This is a genomic window from Solibacillus sp. FSL K6-1126, from assembly GCF_038003445.1.
GTDB classification, from domain to species: domain Bacteria; phylum Bacillota; class Bacilli; order Bacillales_A; family Planococcaceae; genus Solibacillus; species Solibacillus silvestris.
Genome location: NZ_JBBOPD010000001.1, coordinates 4,030,817 through 4,049,350, shown reverse-complemented (window position 1 = coordinate 4,049,350; position 18,534 = coordinate 4,030,817). Strand labels below are relative to the sequence as shown.

General features: G+C 35.8%; 18 protein-coding genes. 15 read left to right on the top strand and 3 right to left on the bottom strand.

The window, feature by feature from the left end; all coding sequences use genetic code 11:
• Positions 1 to 55: 55 nt before the first annotated feature.
• The 11 genes from MHH44_RS20175 (at position 56) to MHH44_RS20125 (ending at position 9,837) form a co-directional block, all read left to right on the top strand.
• Entirely contained in the window at positions 56 to 1,897 is a 1,842-nt protein-coding gene (locus tag MHH44_RS20175; RefSeq protein WP_340799433.1) for a TnsD family Tn7-like transposition protein, read from the top strand.
• 525 nt (positions 1,898 to 2,422) lie between these two features.
• On the top strand, positions 2,423 to 3,535 hold the full coding sequence (locus tag MHH44_RS20170) for an ABC transporter permease (RefSeq protein ID WP_065216085.1): 1,113 nt from the start codon (positions 2,423 to 2,425) through the stop codon (positions 3,533 to 3,535).
• A complete protein-coding gene (locus MHH44_RS20165; protein ID WP_008405954.1) occupies positions 3,536 to 4,213 on the top strand; it encodes an ABC transporter ATP-binding protein in 678 nt (225 codons plus the stop codon).
• A 118-nt stretch (positions 4,214 to 4,331) separates the two neighbouring features.
• A complete protein-coding gene (locus tag MHH44_RS20160) occupies positions 4,332 to 5,045 on the top strand; it encodes a ZIP family metal transporter (RefSeq protein WP_008405952.1) in 714 nt (237 codons plus the stop codon).
• A 101-nt stretch (positions 5,046 to 5,146) separates the two neighbouring features.
• Complete coding sequence (locus MHH44_RS20155; RefSeq protein WP_340735854.1) at positions 5,147 to 6,070, top strand: aminoglycoside phosphotransferase family protein; 924 nt, start codon at positions 5,147 to 5,149, stop codon at positions 6,068 to 6,070.
• A 34-nt stretch (positions 6,071 to 6,104) separates the two neighbouring features.
• Positions 6,105 to 6,314, top strand: coding sequence for a hypothetical protein (locus MHH44_RS20150; protein WP_008405950.1), 210 nt, complete (start codon positions 6,105 to 6,107; stop codon positions 6,312 to 6,314).
• A complete protein-coding gene (locus MHH44_RS20145) occupies positions 6,311 to 7,024 on the top strand; it encodes a class I SAM-dependent methyltransferase (RefSeq protein ID WP_340735853.1) in 714 nt (237 codons plus the stop codon). Before MHH44_RS20150 ends, MHH44_RS20145 begins: the two co-directional genes overlap by 4 nt.
• A 356-nt stretch (positions 7,025 to 7,380) precedes the next feature.
• Positions 7,381 to 7,710: a hypothetical protein gene (locus tag MHH44_RS20140; protein ID WP_041865679.1), complete on the top strand. Its 330-nt coding sequence runs from the start codon at positions 7,381 to 7,383 to the stop codon at positions 7,708 to 7,710.
• Between the two features lie 15 nt (positions 7,711 to 7,725).
• On the top strand, positions 7,726 to 8,124 hold the full coding sequence (locus MHH44_RS20135) for a DUF350 domain-containing protein (protein ID WP_008405945.1): 399 nt from the start codon (positions 7,726 to 7,728) through the stop codon (positions 8,122 to 8,124).
• Positions 8,125 to 8,141: 17 nt separating this feature from the next.
• Complete coding sequence (locus tag MHH44_RS20130; RefSeq protein ID WP_008405943.1) at positions 8,142 to 8,597, top strand: hypothetical protein; 456 nt, start codon at positions 8,142 to 8,144, stop codon at positions 8,595 to 8,597.
• A 7-nt stretch (positions 8,598 to 8,604) separates the two neighbouring features.
• The gene (locus tag MHH44_RS20125; protein ID WP_340735852.1) at positions 8,605 to 9,837 is read left to right on the top strand and encodes a glutathionylspermidine synthase family protein; all 1,233 of its coding nucleotides are present in this window, start codon (positions 8,605 to 8,607) and stop codon (positions 9,835 to 9,837) included.
• Positions 9,838 to 10,061: 224 nt separating this feature from the next.
• Here MHH44_RS20125 and MHH44_RS20120 read toward each other — a convergent pair whose 3' ends face one another.
• Positions 10,062 to 10,829, bottom strand: coding sequence for a sulfite exporter TauE/SafE family protein (locus MHH44_RS20120; protein ID WP_340735851.1), 768 nt, complete (start codon positions 10,827 to 10,829; stop codon positions 10,062 to 10,064).
• A 98-nt stretch (positions 10,830 to 10,927) separates the two neighbouring features.
• On the opposite strand from MHH44_RS20120, the gene MHH44_RS20115 reads away from it, so the two are divergent.
• Complete coding sequence (locus MHH44_RS20115; protein ID WP_340799432.1) at positions 10,928 to 11,815, top strand: LysR family transcriptional regulator; 888 nt, start codon at positions 10,928 to 10,930, stop codon at positions 11,813 to 11,815.
• A gap of 121 nt (positions 11,816 to 11,936) precedes the next feature.
• Entirely contained in the window at positions 11,937 to 12,365 is a 429-nt protein-coding gene (psiE, locus tag MHH44_RS20110; RefSeq protein ID WP_008405939.1) for a phosphate-starvation-inducible protein PsiE, read from the top strand.
• Between the two features lie 73 nt (positions 12,366 to 12,438).
• Here psiE and MHH44_RS20105 read toward each other — a convergent pair whose 3' ends face one another.
• Positions 12,439 to 13,383, bottom strand: coding sequence for an S-layer homology domain-containing protein (locus tag MHH44_RS20105; protein WP_340799431.1), 945 nt, complete (start codon positions 13,381 to 13,383; stop codon positions 12,439 to 12,441).
• Positions 13,384 to 13,925: 542 nt separating this feature from the next.
• Positions 13,926 to 14,894, bottom strand: a complete 969-nt coding sequence (locus tag MHH44_RS20100) for a DMT family transporter (protein ID WP_008405937.1) — start codon at positions 14,892 to 14,894, stop codon at positions 13,926 to 13,928.
• A gap of 150 nt (positions 14,895 to 15,044) precedes the next feature.
• Here MHH44_RS20100 and MHH44_RS20095 point away from each other — a divergent pair, with 150 nt between their 5' ends.
• Together MHH44_RS20095 and MHH44_RS20090 are read left to right on the top strand one after the other, a co-directional pair.
• Positions 15,045 to 15,905 carry a LysR family transcriptional regulator gene (locus MHH44_RS20095; RefSeq protein ID WP_008405936.1) on the top strand — a complete coding sequence of 287 codons (861 nt, stop codon included), beginning with the start codon at positions 15,045 to 15,047 and terminating at the stop codon, positions 15,903 to 15,905.
• Between the two features lie 60 nt (positions 15,906 to 15,965).
• A complete protein-coding gene (locus MHH44_RS20090) occupies positions 15,966 to 18,305 on the top strand; it encodes a helix-turn-helix domain-containing protein (protein ID WP_340799430.1) in 2,340 nt (779 codons plus the stop codon).
• Positions 18,306 to 18,534 lie beyond the last annotated feature (229 nt).

Below are 18,534 nucleotides of genomic sequence, written 5' to 3'. Positions count from 1 at the left end.
ATTTATTACAAGTTAATTTTATACCAATATTCTAATTTAGGTAGGTGAAGCATTAATGTTGGGTTATTTTCCTCAACCATATAAAAATGAAAGTATTTATAGCCTAGCCGCTAGATACGCTAGTCATATGGGGATTATATCAAAAAGAAAAGCTATAAAGGATACATTTAATATTGTGCGACCAATTATGTATGAAGATTATATTTCCCACATAAATATCCTTGTATCTAAAATCAAGCATTTTTCAAATGAATATACAGAAGATTATTTTTTGTATAACCATACTATCTTTCCACTTTACGCCCCATTTATGAGTGGAAAACCTGTTACTTTAGGTTCTTTAGATATTTATGTGAAGAGTAGAAAAAGGTTTATCTGGGACATCCCTGAAAAGGAGAATTTTTATTATTGTGGCGAGTGCGTTAAAGAAGAACTAGAAAATTACGGGGAATGTTTTTGGAATAGGATATTCCAAGTTCCTGGAGTAATGGTATGCAGTAAACACAAAAAAACTCTATTCAAATTAAATATAAATATTGAAAAGAATCCTTTAAATAAGTTTATAATGCCAGATCTTGATATGGACTTATCAGAAGAAGTTGAATTAGAAGGTAAGGCTTTTGAATTTATGTTAGAAATATCAGGGAACGTTGAATATTTCTTTAAACATAAAGTAGATGCCACCAGTTATAGGAATCTTTACGAAAAATATTATGAGTTTATCAAAATCTCCGGAATTGCAAGTCAACCTTTACATATAAAAAGTAAATTAGCCGATTTAGTTCTATCAAGATTTAATGAGGAAACTTTGGATGTACTTAATTCTAATCCGTTGAAAAATGATTGGTTATCACATTTAAGTGTTGAAAGATTAAAAAATATACACCCAATTAGACATATTTTATTAATGATGACATTAAATGAAACAGTTGAAAATTTCCTTAATACAACACCTCATTATCAACCATTTGGATTAGGACCGTGGCCATGTATGAATCCTTTATCAAAGCATTATTTAGAAGAAGTAATTTCCAACACTCATATTACTCACAAGACAAATAGTGACGTGTTTCAAGGTTTATTTACATGTAGTTGTGGTTTTGCTTATGTTTTATATGATGGAGAGAAAAGTCCGTATGAAATAAAAGCTTTTCATCATAGAGTAAAGGCAAAAGGGAAAGAGTGGGAGAGAGAATTTGACATTCTAGTTAGTAAAGGAATGTCTGTAAAAGACATAGCTGAAATAACCAATATAAGTAAAGTAACAGTTTTAAGGAGAATAAGGGAAGGTCATAATTATGTAGAAATTGGTAGAAAGAAGAAAAAACAAGAGTTTAAAGAAAAAAAAAGTATTCAAGAAAAAGCGGATAAGGAAGAGTGGTTTAAATTAATTAACAAATTTCCGAATTATTCCCGTTCAGAATTACGTGATAATTTTCAAAACCTCTATGAAAGATTAGCTCGCAATGACAAAAAGTGGCTAAATTTAAACTTACCGAATTCCAAAAGAGGTAAGGGTAAAACAAGTGAAGAAATAAACCATAAAAGAGATTTAAGTTTATTAAAAAAAGCCAAGAATATACTGAACAATTGGCCTTTATATGAGAAACAAGCTGGGAAAATAATCAAAAGAACTCAATATACGTTATATTCAAGGATAGGTATAAATAAGAAGTTTGAAGAGAAATACCCAATAACAGTAAAATATATTTCAACATTTATAGAATCAAAGGAAGATTATCAAATCCGATTGATTGACCAATGTATTGAAAATCATTTTACAGATGAAGAAATAAAAAAATATAAAATACTTATGATTAGTGGTTTAAGGAATTTAGAGCCAAAAGCAGAAAAACATTTAGAGGAAATTATGCAAGTCTCTAATAAAAAATTTTGAATAATGGTTGGGAAAGAAAAGGATAAATACAAAGCTAAAGCTTGCTGGTTATCCACTTAGATAAATTATATGGTATTGAGTCCATAACTTTATTTCATGCTAATCTAAAAGTGATATGGATTAAAATGGAATTTTGGGATTTAACATTATTACCTTAAGTATACTTAAATATAAGACTTTTCATTAATTTAAGTCCACAACTTTATTTCCATTTAACACGCTTATCTATTAAATAAGCGAACGGTTTTTTATATATTAATATAACGAACCTACTTACATAATTTTTCAAATAAAATTTTAAAAAGTTTATATAAAGTTCATATTCGGCGCCTATACTATAAAAGCAACATGGAAAAAAATTATATTTATCCATTTTTTAATAGTTATAATTTATGTTCAAATGGAGAATTTGATATTTGAATATAGTTATTAAAAGGCGGATAATTTATTTCGAGGTGATCAATTTTCTAGTAATTAGAAGAGTTGAAAAGATCGGTTGATATATATTACTAAGGAGGATTTACAATGTTTTTAGCAATCAAAGAAATGAAACACGCGAAAAAACGTTTCATGATGATTGGCGCAATTATTATGCTTATCGCATGGCTTGTTTTTATTTTATCAGGATTAGGTAATGGCTTATCGTCATTAGCTGCAGCGACGATGAAAAATATTGACGGAGATCTTTTTATTTATGAAGAAGGCTCTGCTGCAACAATGATGAAAACGAAGGTAACAGGTACGATTGCCGATGATGTTGAGGGTCAATTTGGTGTCAAAGAGGCAGCGAAGTTCGGACAATCAACTGTTATCGTGAAATCGCCTGATGCGAAAGAAAAAGTAGACGTAGCGTTTCTTGGAATCGAACCAGGTAAATTTATCGAGCCAAAAGTTGTAGCAGGTAAACAAATGGCTGCAGAAGATAAGATGGGCGTCATCATTGATGAAACATTGCAAGAAAAAGGCTACGAGATTGGCGATACAATTGAAGTAACAAGCTCTAGTATTGAATTAACAGTAGTCGGCATTACTAAAGGTGAAACGTTTAACCATTTACCAAGTGTATTTGTTAACGTAGACGTTTGGCAAAGCTATGCATTTGCAGCACCAGGATCAGATAATGGTTTAGAGAGTCCAGTAGCAATGATTGCTTTACAAGGTGCAAACATTGATGCTGATAAAATCGAAAACAACTATGATGAGATTGAAACTTTTACAAAATCAGAAGCCGTAATGGGAATGCCGGGTTATAAAGAAGAAAGCGGAACAATCTATATGATGCTTGCCTTCTTATTCATCATTTCAGCTGTTATTATTGCGGTATTCTTCTATGTATTCATTTTGCAAAAAACACAGCAATTCGGTGTCATGAAAGCAATTGGTGCATCAAATAGCTTTATTAAAAAATCGATTATTTCACAAGTATTCGTGTTATCACTAATCAGCATTATTGCCGGCATTGTATTAACGTATTTAACTGCTCTTGTTTTTCCAGAGGGAATGCCGTTTAACTTAGATTTTAAAATGGTTCTTTTATACGCGCTTGTGTTATTAATTGTATCTGTTTTAGGTTCTGTTATTTCAGCTCGCCAAGTAACAAAAATTGATCCTTTAACAGCGATTGGGAGAGTGGAATAAATGACAGGTTTAGTACTAAAAAATGTAACGAAATCATTTAAAGAAGGGGACTCTACAGTGGATGCACTTAAAAATGTATCCCTTACAGTAAACCCGGGTGAGTTCATCGCTATTATCGGTCCATCAGGTTCAGGGAAAAGTACGCTTTTATCGATTGCTGGGGCATTACTTCAGCCTTCAACAGGTGAAGTACTTGTTAATGGTACAAATATCGGCAAGATGAAGGAAAAAGATTTATCGGCTTTTCGTTTAACAGATGTTGGATTCATTTTACAAACATCAAACTTAATTCCGTATTTAACGGTGTTAGATCAGTTATTACTAGTACGTAAAATGAAAGGCAAAGTATCAGCAGAAGATACGAAATTTGCGAAAACATTACTAACGGAATTAGGATTAGGTGACAAGTTCAACAAATTCCCGAATGAGTTATCTGGTGGGGAACGTCAGCGTGTTGCGATCGCTCGTGCATTTGTGAATAATTCAAATATCATTTTAGCTGATGAACCGACAGCAAGCTTAGATTCTAAGCGTGCATTCGAAGTCGTAAAGCAAATCCGAAAAGAAGTTAAAGAACGCAACAAAGCTGCTGTCATGGTAACCCATGACGAACGTATGCTAGAGTTTTGCGATAAAGTGTATCGTATGGAAGATGGACTGTTAACTCTGGAAGGATAATCAAATTATATTTAACCGTATTTAAAGTAAACTCATACTTTAAATACGGTTTTTTTTATTTTCATAAATGCTGAAGATTAACCATACGACTAACTATACTCAGTGAAAGGTGATAACGATGTGGTTACTAGGCTTTTTATGGACTTCTTCAGGCATATTCATTGGTGGCATGATCGCATGGCTTTTTAAAGGAATCAAGCAAAGGGCAAATATTATTTATGCGCTTTGTACAGGAGTTATTCTAGGCTTGATCAGTTTTGAAATTCTTCCTGAAGCGATTGAATCAGGCGGTTGGTTAAGTACGATTATTGGATTTGTTATAGGGATGATGGTATTCACAGTACTGCATGGTAGTTCGCACTTTAAACAAGGTAAGGAAAGTTATAGTAAAGAGAAATACTATATTCGTACTGGCCTATTATTAATGCTTAGTTTCGCGGTTCACAATTTTCCGATTGGAATAACATTAGGGGCCAACCAAGAACCTGTTCTTACAAAGGCTTTACTACAAACACTTTTATTTCATAGTATTCCCGAGGGAATAATTTTGTTTATCCCTTTAATATTAGCAGGGTTAAATATATTTACAGTTTTATTAATTTCCTTTCTCGTATCGGTGCCAGTAGCTTTAGGTGTATTTATCGGTAGTTTTTTTAGTATTGTTCATCCGCTATTAAACACCGCCTTCATGAGTTTTGCTATGGGGATGATTTTTATAGTTACCGTATCGGAAATCTTATATCCGGCACTCAATAACTCATCCGTATTCAAAATTTTATGCTGCACACTTATAGGTTTTGGAGTAATCGGATATTATCTTCACTTACTTTAAAGTTTTAATATTGGAACATTGCCTTCACTTTATTTGGAAAATTATGTACAATTATATGTTAAAATACTAGAAGCAATTACTAGCAATAGGGGGGATTATCCATGTTCGATATAAAAAACTACGATACCTTCAAGAAAATTGAAGCAATCAATAAAGGCTGGTCGGATGATAAAAAGTTCTATATTGAAACAGTTACAAATGGGAAATTGCTGCTGCGCATATGTGAAATGGCGGAGTATGATAAAAAGAAAAGTGAATATGAAATCATAAAGCGTTTAGCTGATCGGGGCTTGCCCGTTTCACGACCTGTCGATTTTGGAGTTTGTGACAACGGTAAAAGTGTTTACTCAATTTTCGTATGGTGTGACGGTGAAGATGCGGAGAAAGTATTACCTAACCTGACAGAAGTGGAACAGTATTCACTAGGGGTGAAATCAGGGCAAATACTGAAAGAGATTCACAGTATTCCTGCACCAGCAGAGCAGGAAGATTGGGGATCACACTTTAACCGTAAAGCAGACAGTAAAATCAGACTTTACCAGGAATGTGATGTAAAAATAGAGGGGGACGATAAAATCATTCGATATATCGAAGAGAACAGACACCTCCTTGAAGGCAGAGAGCAAAGTTTCCATCATGGCGATTACCATGTTGGAAATATGGTTATTTCTCCTCAGAAAGAGCTGTATGTAATTGACTTTAACCGCAGTGATTTTGGAGACCCGTGGGAAGAATTTAACCGGATTGTATGGAGTGCAACTGCCAGTCCATCTTTTGCTACAGGGCAGCTTAACGGATATTTTAACGGAACACCGCCGATGGAATTTTTCTCGCTTCTTGCTTTTTATATTAGCAGTAATATGCTGTCATCCATTCCTTGGGCTGCAAATTACAGTGAACATGATTTAAATATAATGAAAAATCAGGCAAAAAACGTTTTGCAATGGTTTGATGGCATGAACAATCCTGTACCGACCTGGTATAGAAGAGAATTAAATTCGGTCGATTTACAACGTAAAAGCTAATGGACAGTAAAAAGAATAGAACGGAGATGAAAAGATGGGAAAAGAATTTTGGATTCCATTACTTGCCTCTTTTGCAACAATAGCTGTTTTATATTTTATCGGTTATGTAGCTAACTTAGATTTTCTGATTTTTAAAATTTCCCTCTCATATACGGAGATTGCTTTACTGCCAATCTTTGTAGGTGCAGCAGTAGGAATAATAACTGAACGGATGCTCAAAAGGAAAGCAGGGGAAGTTAAATGATTGCTTATTATTACGACCAGCTTCATACATGGGGAAAAGAAGATGAATACTTTATGGAGCTTCTACAATTATCAAAAGCTAAAAAAATTGCCGATCTAGGCTGCGGTACTGGGCGGGTAACGATTGAACTGGCAAAGACCGGCTATGAAGTGACTGGAATCGACCCTAATGAAGAAGCCGTTCATAGAGCTCAAAGTAAGGAAAATGCTGAATTGGTTTCATGGATCATTGGTGATAGTAAGAGCTTAACAATTAATTCCTATGATGCAGTTATCATGACAGCGAATGTGGCACAGGTTTTTATTACAGAAGAGAGCTGGAGTAATGTTTTACAGGATGTATTTACAGCTTTAAAGCCTGGCGGACAATTTATTTTTGATGCACGGAACCCCCAAGCAAGAGCATGGGAAGAGTGGCAAAAAGATGAGACAGTAGACCAGCTTCAAGATATCTATACCTTAGACCTGTTGCTGTATTGGGATGAATATGAAGGGTTAGATCGAAATGTTTTTACGTTTTATGAAAAGATTAAAAATGTTAATACAGGTATTACGCACGAAGCAAAGGTCCAGCTAATTTTTCGAAGCCTAGAGGAAATTTCATCCGCACTTAAAAAGGCAGGCTTTACAACTGTGAACGCTTATGAAGACTTTACGTTTCAAACAGCTACAAATCAGGCAAAGTCGTTTATATTTCATTGTGTAAAATGAGTTGAATGCAAAAGCTGAAGAAAGAGTAGGAGGAATTTTTTGGTTAGTATACTGGAAAATATTTTTCAAATTTCTGGAGCCATTCTCCTATTATGTGGGATATATTTTTATTGGCATTTCAGGAAAATGAAGAAAGAAAAAAAGTTAACATCAACTGAACGTGTAATCTACATGATTACGCAAATCACATTGTATATATGTGCGGGGAGCTACCTTCTATTGTTTTTAGATAAATAAATTAAAAGTGCTGGTTATTTCAAATCCTGTTACTGTACGGGATTTTTTTAAATTTATAGAATCTTTTTTTCCTGTTGTTACGTACGATTAAAGAGGAAAGGAAATGGAGGCTAAGAAAGATGGAGAAGACGAAAAAATTGATGGCCGGCGTATCAGCAACTGCGCTTACATTAAGTTTGGCTGGCTGCGGTACTTCAAGCAGTTTACCCCCAAAGCCTACAGACCAAAGCTGCCGGGATTGGGACTGGTCGGAAGAAGAAGGCGTATGGCGATGTGACGAGAGCCGTTCAGGACATTACGGCGCCTACTATTATGGGGGTAGATATTTCAATAATAGATCTGCACTAAATAGTGACAGCAGCTACATAAATTATAAAAACAGCGATAGCTTTAAGGCCGCAAAGACCAGTTCAGGTTTTGGCAGTGGCGCTAAAAGCTTCGGGGGATAGGAGAGACAAAATAGAATGAATGGGTATTTGAATTTTTTATCATATCTGGGCGTGTCATTAGGTTTATTAATTATCGGTATGGTGCTGTTTGCGCTCAGTACACCGAAAATTAAAGAGTTTCAGTTAATTGCACAAAGGAATGTCGCAGCCGCAATGTTAATGGGCGGTAAAGTAGTGGGTCTGGCAATCGTATTAGGTGCAGCGGCAGAGTATTCAATATCATTAATGGATATGGCTATTTGGGGTGTGATTGGAATTGTAGCGCAGGTAATAGTGTTTTTCCTGGCTGAAATTATAACAATCCGCTTCAGCATTCAAAAGGCGATTGAGGAAGATAACCGTGCAGTCGGAACAATGTTATTATCGTTATCAATTGCAGTCGGGTTGATAGTTGCGAAATGCATATCTTATTAATTTAAGGAGCGGAAACGATGAAGCGGTTAATTTACTATGTTGAAAAAGGAAATGGTCATTATGAGCCGTTTTATGAATATACGGAAACAAATGTAGGGATCGATGAATTTTACGCAAGGCAGCTTTGCACGTATTTTATTATGCGCGGTACACAGTATGAGCTTGTATCGAATGAGATGGAAGAAGATGTGGAAGTCCTTGTGCTAAAGGAGATGGGCCGCAATTTATCCGGTGAGGATGAGAAAAACTTTCGTGAGCGGGGTATACATATCGAGTTTAGAAGCCCAAACGAACGTGAAAATTATCGTCTGTTGTCACGTATTCCTTGTGATACGCATTTTGAAGTGATCCGCTATTTACTGAAAAACGTAGTAGATATACCATCGATTGGACAAATGCTTGTTACTTCAACAGAGATTGATGAAGATCGTGGTGTCTACGTGATTTATGTTACCGAGATGAAAGTGAGCTGAGCAATCCATGACGAACAGCGAGCGCAGGAAATTTTATGCAAGTATTGACCGGTTTTGGGCCGATTTATATAACGAGGAATATGCTCTCTATGACGTTTATGAAGTAACAGAAGAAGAAGTAGAAAAAATTCGCATAGCTACTGAATGTGCAGGGAAAATCTTTTTTAAAACAGCCCATTTATTACGCAATCTTCCGGATGAAGCACTGATTGAAATGGGCTATCCAGAAGAAACGATTCCTATTCTGCGCCTGAAAACACTGGAAGCGGAAAGTGTTATTGCGCGTTTTGATTTTATTGCTCATAATGGCGGCTATAAATGTATTGAAATGAATGCTGATACACCTACGTTCATCAAGGAGTTATTTGTTGTAAACGGCCAAATCTGCAAAGCATTCGGCATGGAAAATCCGAATAATGAAATGGAAGAGATGTTAAAAAGCATGGTGAGGAAAAGTGTTGCCCAAAGCATATTTTCCCCTGATGCACATATCGTTTTTACCGCACACGATGATAATATAGAAGATTATTATACTACGCTTTACATAATGCAATTTGTGCCCGGAGCAAAGTTTACTCCTTTACACCAATTGCAAATACAAAAGGGTGTCGGGTTGTTCGATGAGGATGGAAAGCGGATCGACTTGCTGTATCGTCCAACATTTCCGATAGAAAATTTAATTCAGGACGAAGATGATGCGCAGAATCGAATAGGATTGTGGCTAATGGAACTGGTAGAGCAGGATTTGCTGACAATCCTTAACCCACCCTCGGCATTTTTATTGCAAAACAAAGCAGTACAAGCCATCATCTGGGGCTTGCACGAAGAACGAAATGCATTTTTTACGACGGAAGAGCATGAATGGATTGCCGAATATTTTTTGCCGACCTATTTGGAAGATAGCCTGTTTATCGAAAAAGGAATCCGCTATGTAAAGAAACCCGTATTTGGCCGGGAGGGAGATACGGTAGAAATATTTGATGAAGATGGACAGCTTATAAAAGAAGATATCCAAAAATCGTATCATCACTATCCGAAAGTGTACCAGCAATTTATCGAGCAGCAGAAAACAACTTTCCGAAGCGAAAAGGGAAGACAAACAGGTGAATTGCTGGTCGGCAGTTTTTTAATAAGCGGAAAGCCGGCAGCAATAGGGTTGCGTGTTGGCGGGATGATCACAAACAATTTATCGTATTATTTACCGATTGGAATGAAAGTTAAGGGGTATCACATAACTTGAGCAATCATTCTCTTGCTAATTTATCGTTTACAATTTGCGCGGTTATTTTATTAAATAATGTAATGGTCTTTGTATTAAATACCGAAATATCCAAGGCAACATTTAATCTGTCGATACTTTTAATGGTTATTTTATTTTTGAATGGTGTAGTGCATAAGAAAAGGGCCAGTAAATAAAACTGGCTGGGACAGATGCATTTTAAGTTTGTCCCAGCCGCCACAATATTAGAAAAGTAAATCCGATATTACTTGGATAATTAACAGGAAAAATATAATAGGAAGCAAAATCTCAACCCATTTCCCTTTTAAATAAGGAATGATTTTTAGACCGATATGGGAGCCAACAATCGATCCGACAGCTACAGGAACAGCAACACCCCAATTAACGATGCCATAGAACAGGTAAAATAAAAAAGCAGTTGTGCAGCTTGAAAACATTAAAAAACGAGTCATTTCTGCAGCCATTACATAGCTGACTTGTTTCTTCAGAAAGTATGTAATGTTTAGCAATGCAGAACCTGTTCCAAGCCCACCATCATAAATACTAATAAAAAAAGGTGCAATTAAATTAGTTTTCTTTTCGATGTCGGGCTGCTCATTAATAACTTCTTTCTTTTTACTTTTAATAAGAAAAAAGAACATTACGATTAAAACAATACATGCAACGATATTCATCGTATGTTCCGCCAATCTTGTTGCTAAAAATGCCCCGCTTATACCGCCAATTGCTGCAATCAGCATAAATGGAATCATTTTTTTCAGTTGTACTCTTTTTTTCAACGTCAGAACAATAACCGTCGAAAATGAAGATATGCCTGTTGCAAATTTATTAATTGCGACAGTCGCATGAATCGGAATGCCGACTAACAATAAGGAAGGAAGCAATACAAATCCTGCAGCCCCAAACATGACCCCTACAATGGAAGCAAGTATGCCGATTGCGAATAAAATGAGCCCATCTATGGATAGCCACTCTATAAATAAGTTCTCCAAACAAATCCCCCCTACTCACAAAATACTGCTATACTACTCATAAAACAAATATATATATTTTGTATATTCATAAATTTAAGTTATAAGTGGGTGAGGAAATGAATTTACATACGCTACGAATTTTCACAAATGTTGCAAAACTGGGCAGTATTACTGAAGCAGCGAAACTCCTGCATATCAGTCAGCCGGCTGTAACTATACAAATACGCAAACTTGAACGGGAAATCGGAGTGAAACTTATAGAAGGAAAGGGAAGGGGTATTCAGCTTACTTATGAAGGTGAATTTCTTTATGAGCAGGGCTTGCGGTTATTTCATTTGGAAGAACAGATTGATGATAAATTTAAATCCTTTTTGGAAAAGAAAGAGAATGTAAAAATCGCTTCGTCTTATATTTCAACCAATTATATTTTGCCGCCAATCATTGCGGGATATAAATCAAAAAATCCAAATATCGATATGTATGTATCGCTTGGAAATGTACAGTCTGTGGAGCGTCATGTTCTTGATTATAAAGTTGATTTTGGCTTTGTTGTGCAAAGCAATATTGGCCATGAAGATTTGTCCTTTGAGAAAATACTGGATATTCCGTTTTGGTTTGTTGTCCATCCAGCACATCCATTAGCAAATAAAAAAGTATCGATTTTTGAGCTAAGTGAGCATGATTTTATTTATAGGGAGCGAGGCAGTTCAACACTGGATTTAATGGAGGCTATTTTTTATACGCATAATTGCCCGTTACCGAGATTTGGCTTACAAATAGAAGGTGTACTGGAATCGATTAAAGTTGTGGAAGCCGGTTATGGAATGGCAATCGCACCAGCATGCAGTGTTAAGGAAAAACTATTGCAAGGCAGCATTGCACGCGTCTTTGTCGATCAAGTGGAAATCAGCCAGAGCTTGTTTTGCTGTACAAGAAAAGTGGATAAGGTGAAGCATCCGTTTATTCAATATTTGAAAATGAATCTGGGAAATTTAGAAATTTAAAAGGTTCTTTTTAAGAATAAAAACAAGTAAAAAAATTTTTTGAAATAGTAATCGCTTACAAAATTGACATACCCCTAATGATGGAATAATCTGAAAATATAACGTCTGGGGGTGTGTATAAATGAAGTTTTTATCCAAACCTAAGCCATTTAAAGAAATTATTCCGAAAGTGCTTCAAGTGATCTTGAATATTGGTTTAACAGTATTGGCGTTAACTCTTTGTGTCATGCTCATCATCGAAATGGTCGAGCTTTTAAAGTTTATATTTAACGGGCAAAAGCATGAATACAAATACTTACTGGCAAAAATTCTAGTATTCTTCCTGTATTTCGAGTTTATCACGATGATTGTGAAATACTTTAAAGAAGACTATCATTTCCCGCTTCGTTATTTTATGTATATCGGAATTACGGCCATGCTTCGTCTCATTATTGTCGAACATGATTCGGCAATGGATACACTCATTTTTGCAGGGGTAATCCTGATTTTAATTATTAGTTACTATATTATTAATATTACACCAAGAGAGCGGCCTATCAGAAAAACATAAACTTCAAGTTATTAAAAAAGGCTAATCAAATAGATTAGCCGTCCAGCTGATACCGGTTATAATTAATCCCCTGTTAATTGATTTTCTCAACGTTCAACTGCCACTTTCCGTTCGCGTCTTTTGAAACAGCCATTTTCACGTTAATATCTTCGAACAAAATGACTCCTTCTTTATAGATCATTATTGCAATAGTCACAGCATTTAAATACCGTACATCTCTGTAGGAAGCCAAATATTTAACAGTGGTATTATTTGTTAGTGTTTTGATTTTTTCCATTGAAGTTTCTTTAGAAATACCTAGTTGTTCAAAGTCATTGAGCAGGTTGTTCTGGTTAAAGAAATACAGTTCGCCATTTGCAGCTTTCACAAGCATATTTGCAAACTGAGAACGTTTAATCGGTGTACTTGGTTTGAAATTTCCGTCGTCGTAACCACTTAAAATTCCGGTTGTTTGAAGTGTCGCGATTTCCTGTCCCCAAGGATACGTAAAGTTTTTTCCATCGAATATGTCAGATGGGGAAGCGCCACTTTCTTTGTAGCTTTGCAATTGAATTAATGGAATTTCAAATGCTTTTATAATTACACCGGCAAATTGTCCACGCGTTAAAGGTTGGTTAATACCGAAAGCCCTCGCAGAGGAAGAAGTATCATTCACATAATACCCGCGCATAATCCCGTTCCAGTCTAGCTTATTAATGTAAGGATAAAATTGATCTGTCTTTGGCACATCAATAAAGTTCGCACCACTATACCATTCCGTATACTCAATCTCTTTTAAGCGGTCATCCAATACTTTTGCAAGTATACTTGCCACTTGGCCACGCGTAATATTTTCATATGGTCTAAATTGAGGCAATGTCCGGCTAATTGCTTTTTGGTCTAATAAATACTGAACAGAGGGATAAAAGTTGTCCGATTCTTTGACGTCTTTGTAATGAACAGTCGCAGCATTGACGTTCGTTCCGATTGCAAACATCAAGCCTAGTGCAATACTAATGGAGGCAATCGTTTTTCTCATTTTTTCAACTCCTTTAAATAAATTTATAGTATTTCAACCTAAAAGATAACATTATAAGGAAATTATTACAACGAACTATAAAAGTAGCGGGATTTTAATAGAGGGTGGGACATAACCCAAAAATGCCTTTTTTCTCTGAGAGAAAAAGGGCATTTTTGCTGTGCGTTAAAAATTAATTTCTATTCCAGGTCGGACGCTTTCCGCGGGCGTGAGGCCAACAGGATGTTGGTCACAAAAGCGTTGCCACAGGACGTGGCGTTCTTAGCTTTTGTTCCTAGTCTCAGGCGTCAGTGCTCCTGCCGCTTCGCTTTCGTCGCAAAATAAATTTCGCTATTCCCGTTGGAAGCTTGCTTGTAGCGAAAGGCATAGCCGTCAGCTAATGTTTTCACAGTGCGAAAGGTGAAACCGTCAGCACGAACACTCGCCCTCCATTCCAATCAATTTTATAAAATATCCGTTTCTTAATAAGGTTTTTCTTCTTATCCAATGGTATTTCTATTTCTGTCCCAATCGCTTATTTGCATTAAGCCTAAAGATTATAGTTAAGAAATCCCTTCACTCCATGTAGATTGCATCGTATGATTGGCCTTTTTCTTGTCCAGCATTCTTACATATATATTATTTGATAAAAGCGCAATGATAATCAACACTGTTCCGACAATATCAAACACCGTTACCGCATTCCCCTGAATAATAGAAATGAATAGTGTTGTGACAGGAACGAAATTGATGAACAGTAATGCATTTAAAGGTGACAAGTAGTTGACGCCAATGTTCCAGCCCAATAATGCAATGACACCCGGGAAAATAATCATAAACAGTAAGTGTGGACCTACTGCAACTACATCGTTTACAGCTGGCACAGATAAAGTGCCGAACATTGTCGCACCTAAAGTAACGAATAATGCGGTTACGGTTCCAAGTAAACAGCTCAATGTAGAATAGCGCAAAGCAGACCAATGACTGAACTCATTGGCGCCCATTGTATAAATCACCCATCCGACGACAGCGATAAAGATGAAAAGGGAAGGGATAAACTGACCTGTCGTGCCTAAAAATGCCTGAAGATCGCCTTTTGTTATAACTAATACCGCACCGATAAATGATAATAATACACATAGTAATGTAAACAGCGATGGACGGTGTTTAAAAATCATCCATGAGATGACAATCGAAATCATCGGCATAAGTGATTCCATAATAGAGGCCGTCATAACACCGGATTGTCCGAGTAAATCCTCGCCCCAGAAAATAAGCAAATTATAAACTGTAAAGGCCATCGTACCGAAAAACCAAAGCTGCAGGCCTTTTCCTTCCATACGGAAAGCTCTCTTTCCTTCCTTCCATAACAGCAGTGCAATTAAAATAATCGTCACTGCGCCATATCTAAAAATGGTGAAGTAGAATGGATCTATATGTTTAAATGCACCATGGGCTACCGGAAACATTGCCCCCCATGATACTGCAGCTATAAAACATAGAATAGAACCGATTAGAACATTATTTTTCAACCTTTATTAACCTCATTTCACTAAATAGTCACGATTACTATCTTACAATTGTATAACTATCTCGTAAAATGAATAAAAGTTATCATTAATATCAGTATTTGAGATACCATGTTAAAGTAATAGGAACAGGAAAAGGAGACTGGATGCATCGTGGAATTTAAAGACTTGGAAATTTTCCAACTTGTTGCCGAGAAGGGAACAGTTACGGAAGTAGCGAAAGAATTAAATTATGTCCAATCGAATATTACATCAAGAATACAAAAACTTGAAGTAGAATTGAACACGCCATTATTTAACCGACATAGACGAGGGATGACTTTGACACCTGAAGGAAAAAATTTGTTATCTTATAGTAAGAAAATATTGCTATTAACGGAGGAAATGAAAAGAGCCGTTCTTAATAAAAATGAACCAATCGGAAAGCTTGAAATAGGTACGGTCGAAACGGTCTACCATTTACCGAATATATTAACTTCCTATATGAAAAGTTATCAAAGTGTCGATTTGTCATTAATAACAGGGGTAACAGAGAAATTGGAGCAAAAAGTACTGGATTATAAATTGGATGGAGCGTTTATAACCGCATCGAATATTCATCCGGATCTTGAGTCATATGAAGTATTTGATGAAGAGCTTGTATTAATTTCAAACTCACCTCATCTGAAGTTGGGAGAATTAGAAGGCATCCCGTTCCTATGTTTCAGAAAAGGCTGCGGATACCGGGCACGTCTGGAAACATGGTACCAGGATCAAAATATCAGTCCTCAAAAAGTGATGGAGTTTGGTACACTGGAAACGATTATACGCAGTGTTTCAATGGGACTAGGGGTTTCATTTGTCCCCAAGTCAGCTGTTGCACATCTGGAGCAGAGCGGGACTATTTATTGTCACTCATTGCCAAGTGAGTATAGTAAAGTAAAGACGGTCTTTATTAGGAGAGCGGATTCCTATTTGACGGCAACGATTGAAAAGTTTATTGAAACAATTCAACATAATAGACAAATCGTATAAAAGGAACAAAACTTCCCACATTAGGAAAACTAACTTAAAGAAAAATAGTGAGGTGAACAGATGAGTAACCAGCTATCTGAATTTCAAATTTCCTTAAAGGAGATTCATTATTTATCACCAAAAGTAAATCAGGGGCTTGAGTTAATATTTGTTGTTGAAGGGCAGATTACTGTTGAGACAGATAGCCATTTTTATGAATTAAATGAACTTGATTTATTGGTTATTAATCGGAACGAACTCTTTCAGATAAAGGGAAATCCTGATAATTATGTGCTCAGTCTAACAATTTCGGATACATTTATCGACCGATTTTATAAAAATTACCGTGATAATCGCTTTGAATGCTACTCAAAGGAAGTGCATATGGGGCGCGAAAAAATGCTTAATAATCTTCGTAAGTGGCTTATTAAGTTAATTATTTCCTATTACCGTCAAGATGAAAGCCACCAAATTGAGTTTCAAAAATATTTATGTGATATCTTGCTTACGCTCATACGCGGCTTTAAGAAAAAAGGGAGCTCCTCAGAAAAATTGGATACAAATGATCAGCGGCTTATGCAAATTATCGATTACTTGGAAAGAAATTATGATCAGCCGATTACGTTGGAGGAAATGGCCCGAAAATCCTATTTGTCGACAGCTTATTTATCCCGTTATTTTAAACAAAAGATGAATATGGGGTTCAGTCGTTATTTAATGACAATCCGTCTAAAGCATAGTGTAAAAGATTTGCTCTATACGAATGATACGGTATCACAAATCTCGATGAATAATGGATTTCCCAACACGAAATCATTTACGACCCTTTTTAAAGAAAACTATGGGATGACACCGCATGTCTATCGGGAGAAACATCCTTTAGAGAAGAAGGATTCATTTAAAGAGTACCCGCTGGAAGATGCGGAACAGCCAGTACATTCACCTGAAATTTTAGGAAAGTTAGGGGTTATTTTAAATACACTTGATCAATCGTATAAAAATACGCAATCGAAATTTGAAGAATTGTCATTGGATATAACAGCACCTGGCAATATTCCTATTTCAAGGCCCAAACATATGGTTATTGCGCATGAGTTGAAGGAATTACAAAAGGAAAATATCCGTGCACAAATTTTAATGGCGAAAAGAGAAATCGGGGTAGATTTTGTAGGAATCAGTAATTTACTAAAGGGAGAAGCGATTTCAGCTGAGATTGAAACAGATGAAATTATTCCGACAAGTTCACAATATTTTAAAACCGATATTGCCCTGGAATTTTTAAAGCAGCAAAACTTGGCACTTTTCGTAAGAATTGATTATCAGGAATTATCGATGGATGAAGAAAATTATCTCAGAAAGCTGGAGCATTTTTTGAAGCATTGTCTGCAATTATATGGTGGTTCCTATTTAAGCGCCTGGCATTTTCTCTTTTATGAACCATACAATACTATCGTGGCAGCAGATGAGCTAAAACGGGTTTATTTTAGGTTATACCATTTGATAAAAGGCATTGTACCGGATATTCATGTCGGTATGTTTTTACCTTTTTCCTTTGAAAAGGAGAAGACAAGCGAAGCGCATATATGGCTGTTAAAAGAGGCGGAATTTGTAGATTTTATAGGGTATCATTCGAATCAAAATGATGTTGTAGATTTTAAAGAGTTGAACGATGACCGCTTTTTCCTGACAAAAGATTATTTAAAAGAAAAAACAGAAAAAATAAAAGCTTATTTAAAGAAGAATGGAATTAAAAAGCCGCTTCATGTCATTTCATGGAATACTCTTTCCGGAAATACACGCCTGACAAACGGCCGCTTTTTCCGCGCAGCATTAGTATTGGAAAATATGCTGGACATATCAGATGAGGTGGAATCAGTAGGTTTTTGGATTAATACGGTTGTACATGAAAGTGAGAGTGACGGCCAACGTATCCGGATTGAAGGGCTAGAACTTTTCCATTATTTTGATGGAAAAAGACCGGCATATTTTGCGTTAATGTTTGCAAAAAGGCTAAACGGTAAGATTGTTGCCCAAGGACCTGATTACATGATGACAAAAAATGAACGTGGGTATCAGTTAGTGCTCATGAACAGTAAAACCGTGAATCCTTATTATTTAATTGAGGAAACGTTTTTGCAAATGTTCAATAAGGACCTATTTGTGAAAATTAAAGGAATGGAGCCTGGCGAATATCAAGTGCGAAAATACACGTTTGACCGTGAGCATGGCGCACTTTATACAAATTGGATTGATTTGAATAGCCGCTATGGATTGGATATGGAAGTCATTGATTATATTAACAGGTCAAGCTATCCTCAACTTGAAATTTTTGATGAAAAAATTATAAGTGATTGGTCTTTTTATTCATACTTAACGGTGAATGCCATTCATTTTTTTGATATAAGAAAAGCTGTTTTATAAAAAGATTGTTGCGAACGATACGCAGCAGTCTTTTTTTATTTAAGTAAAAAATTGACGGTATATTTTTGCTACTCCAATTGTTTCCGTAAAAAATATACAGACTCGTACACATGTTATACGCAAATAATAACTTTTTGACATATAGATTTCTGTATAAACTAAAGACATGAAGTATTGATCAGGCTTTAACGGCTAAAGAATATTCTCGAGAAAATAAATCATTATTGTT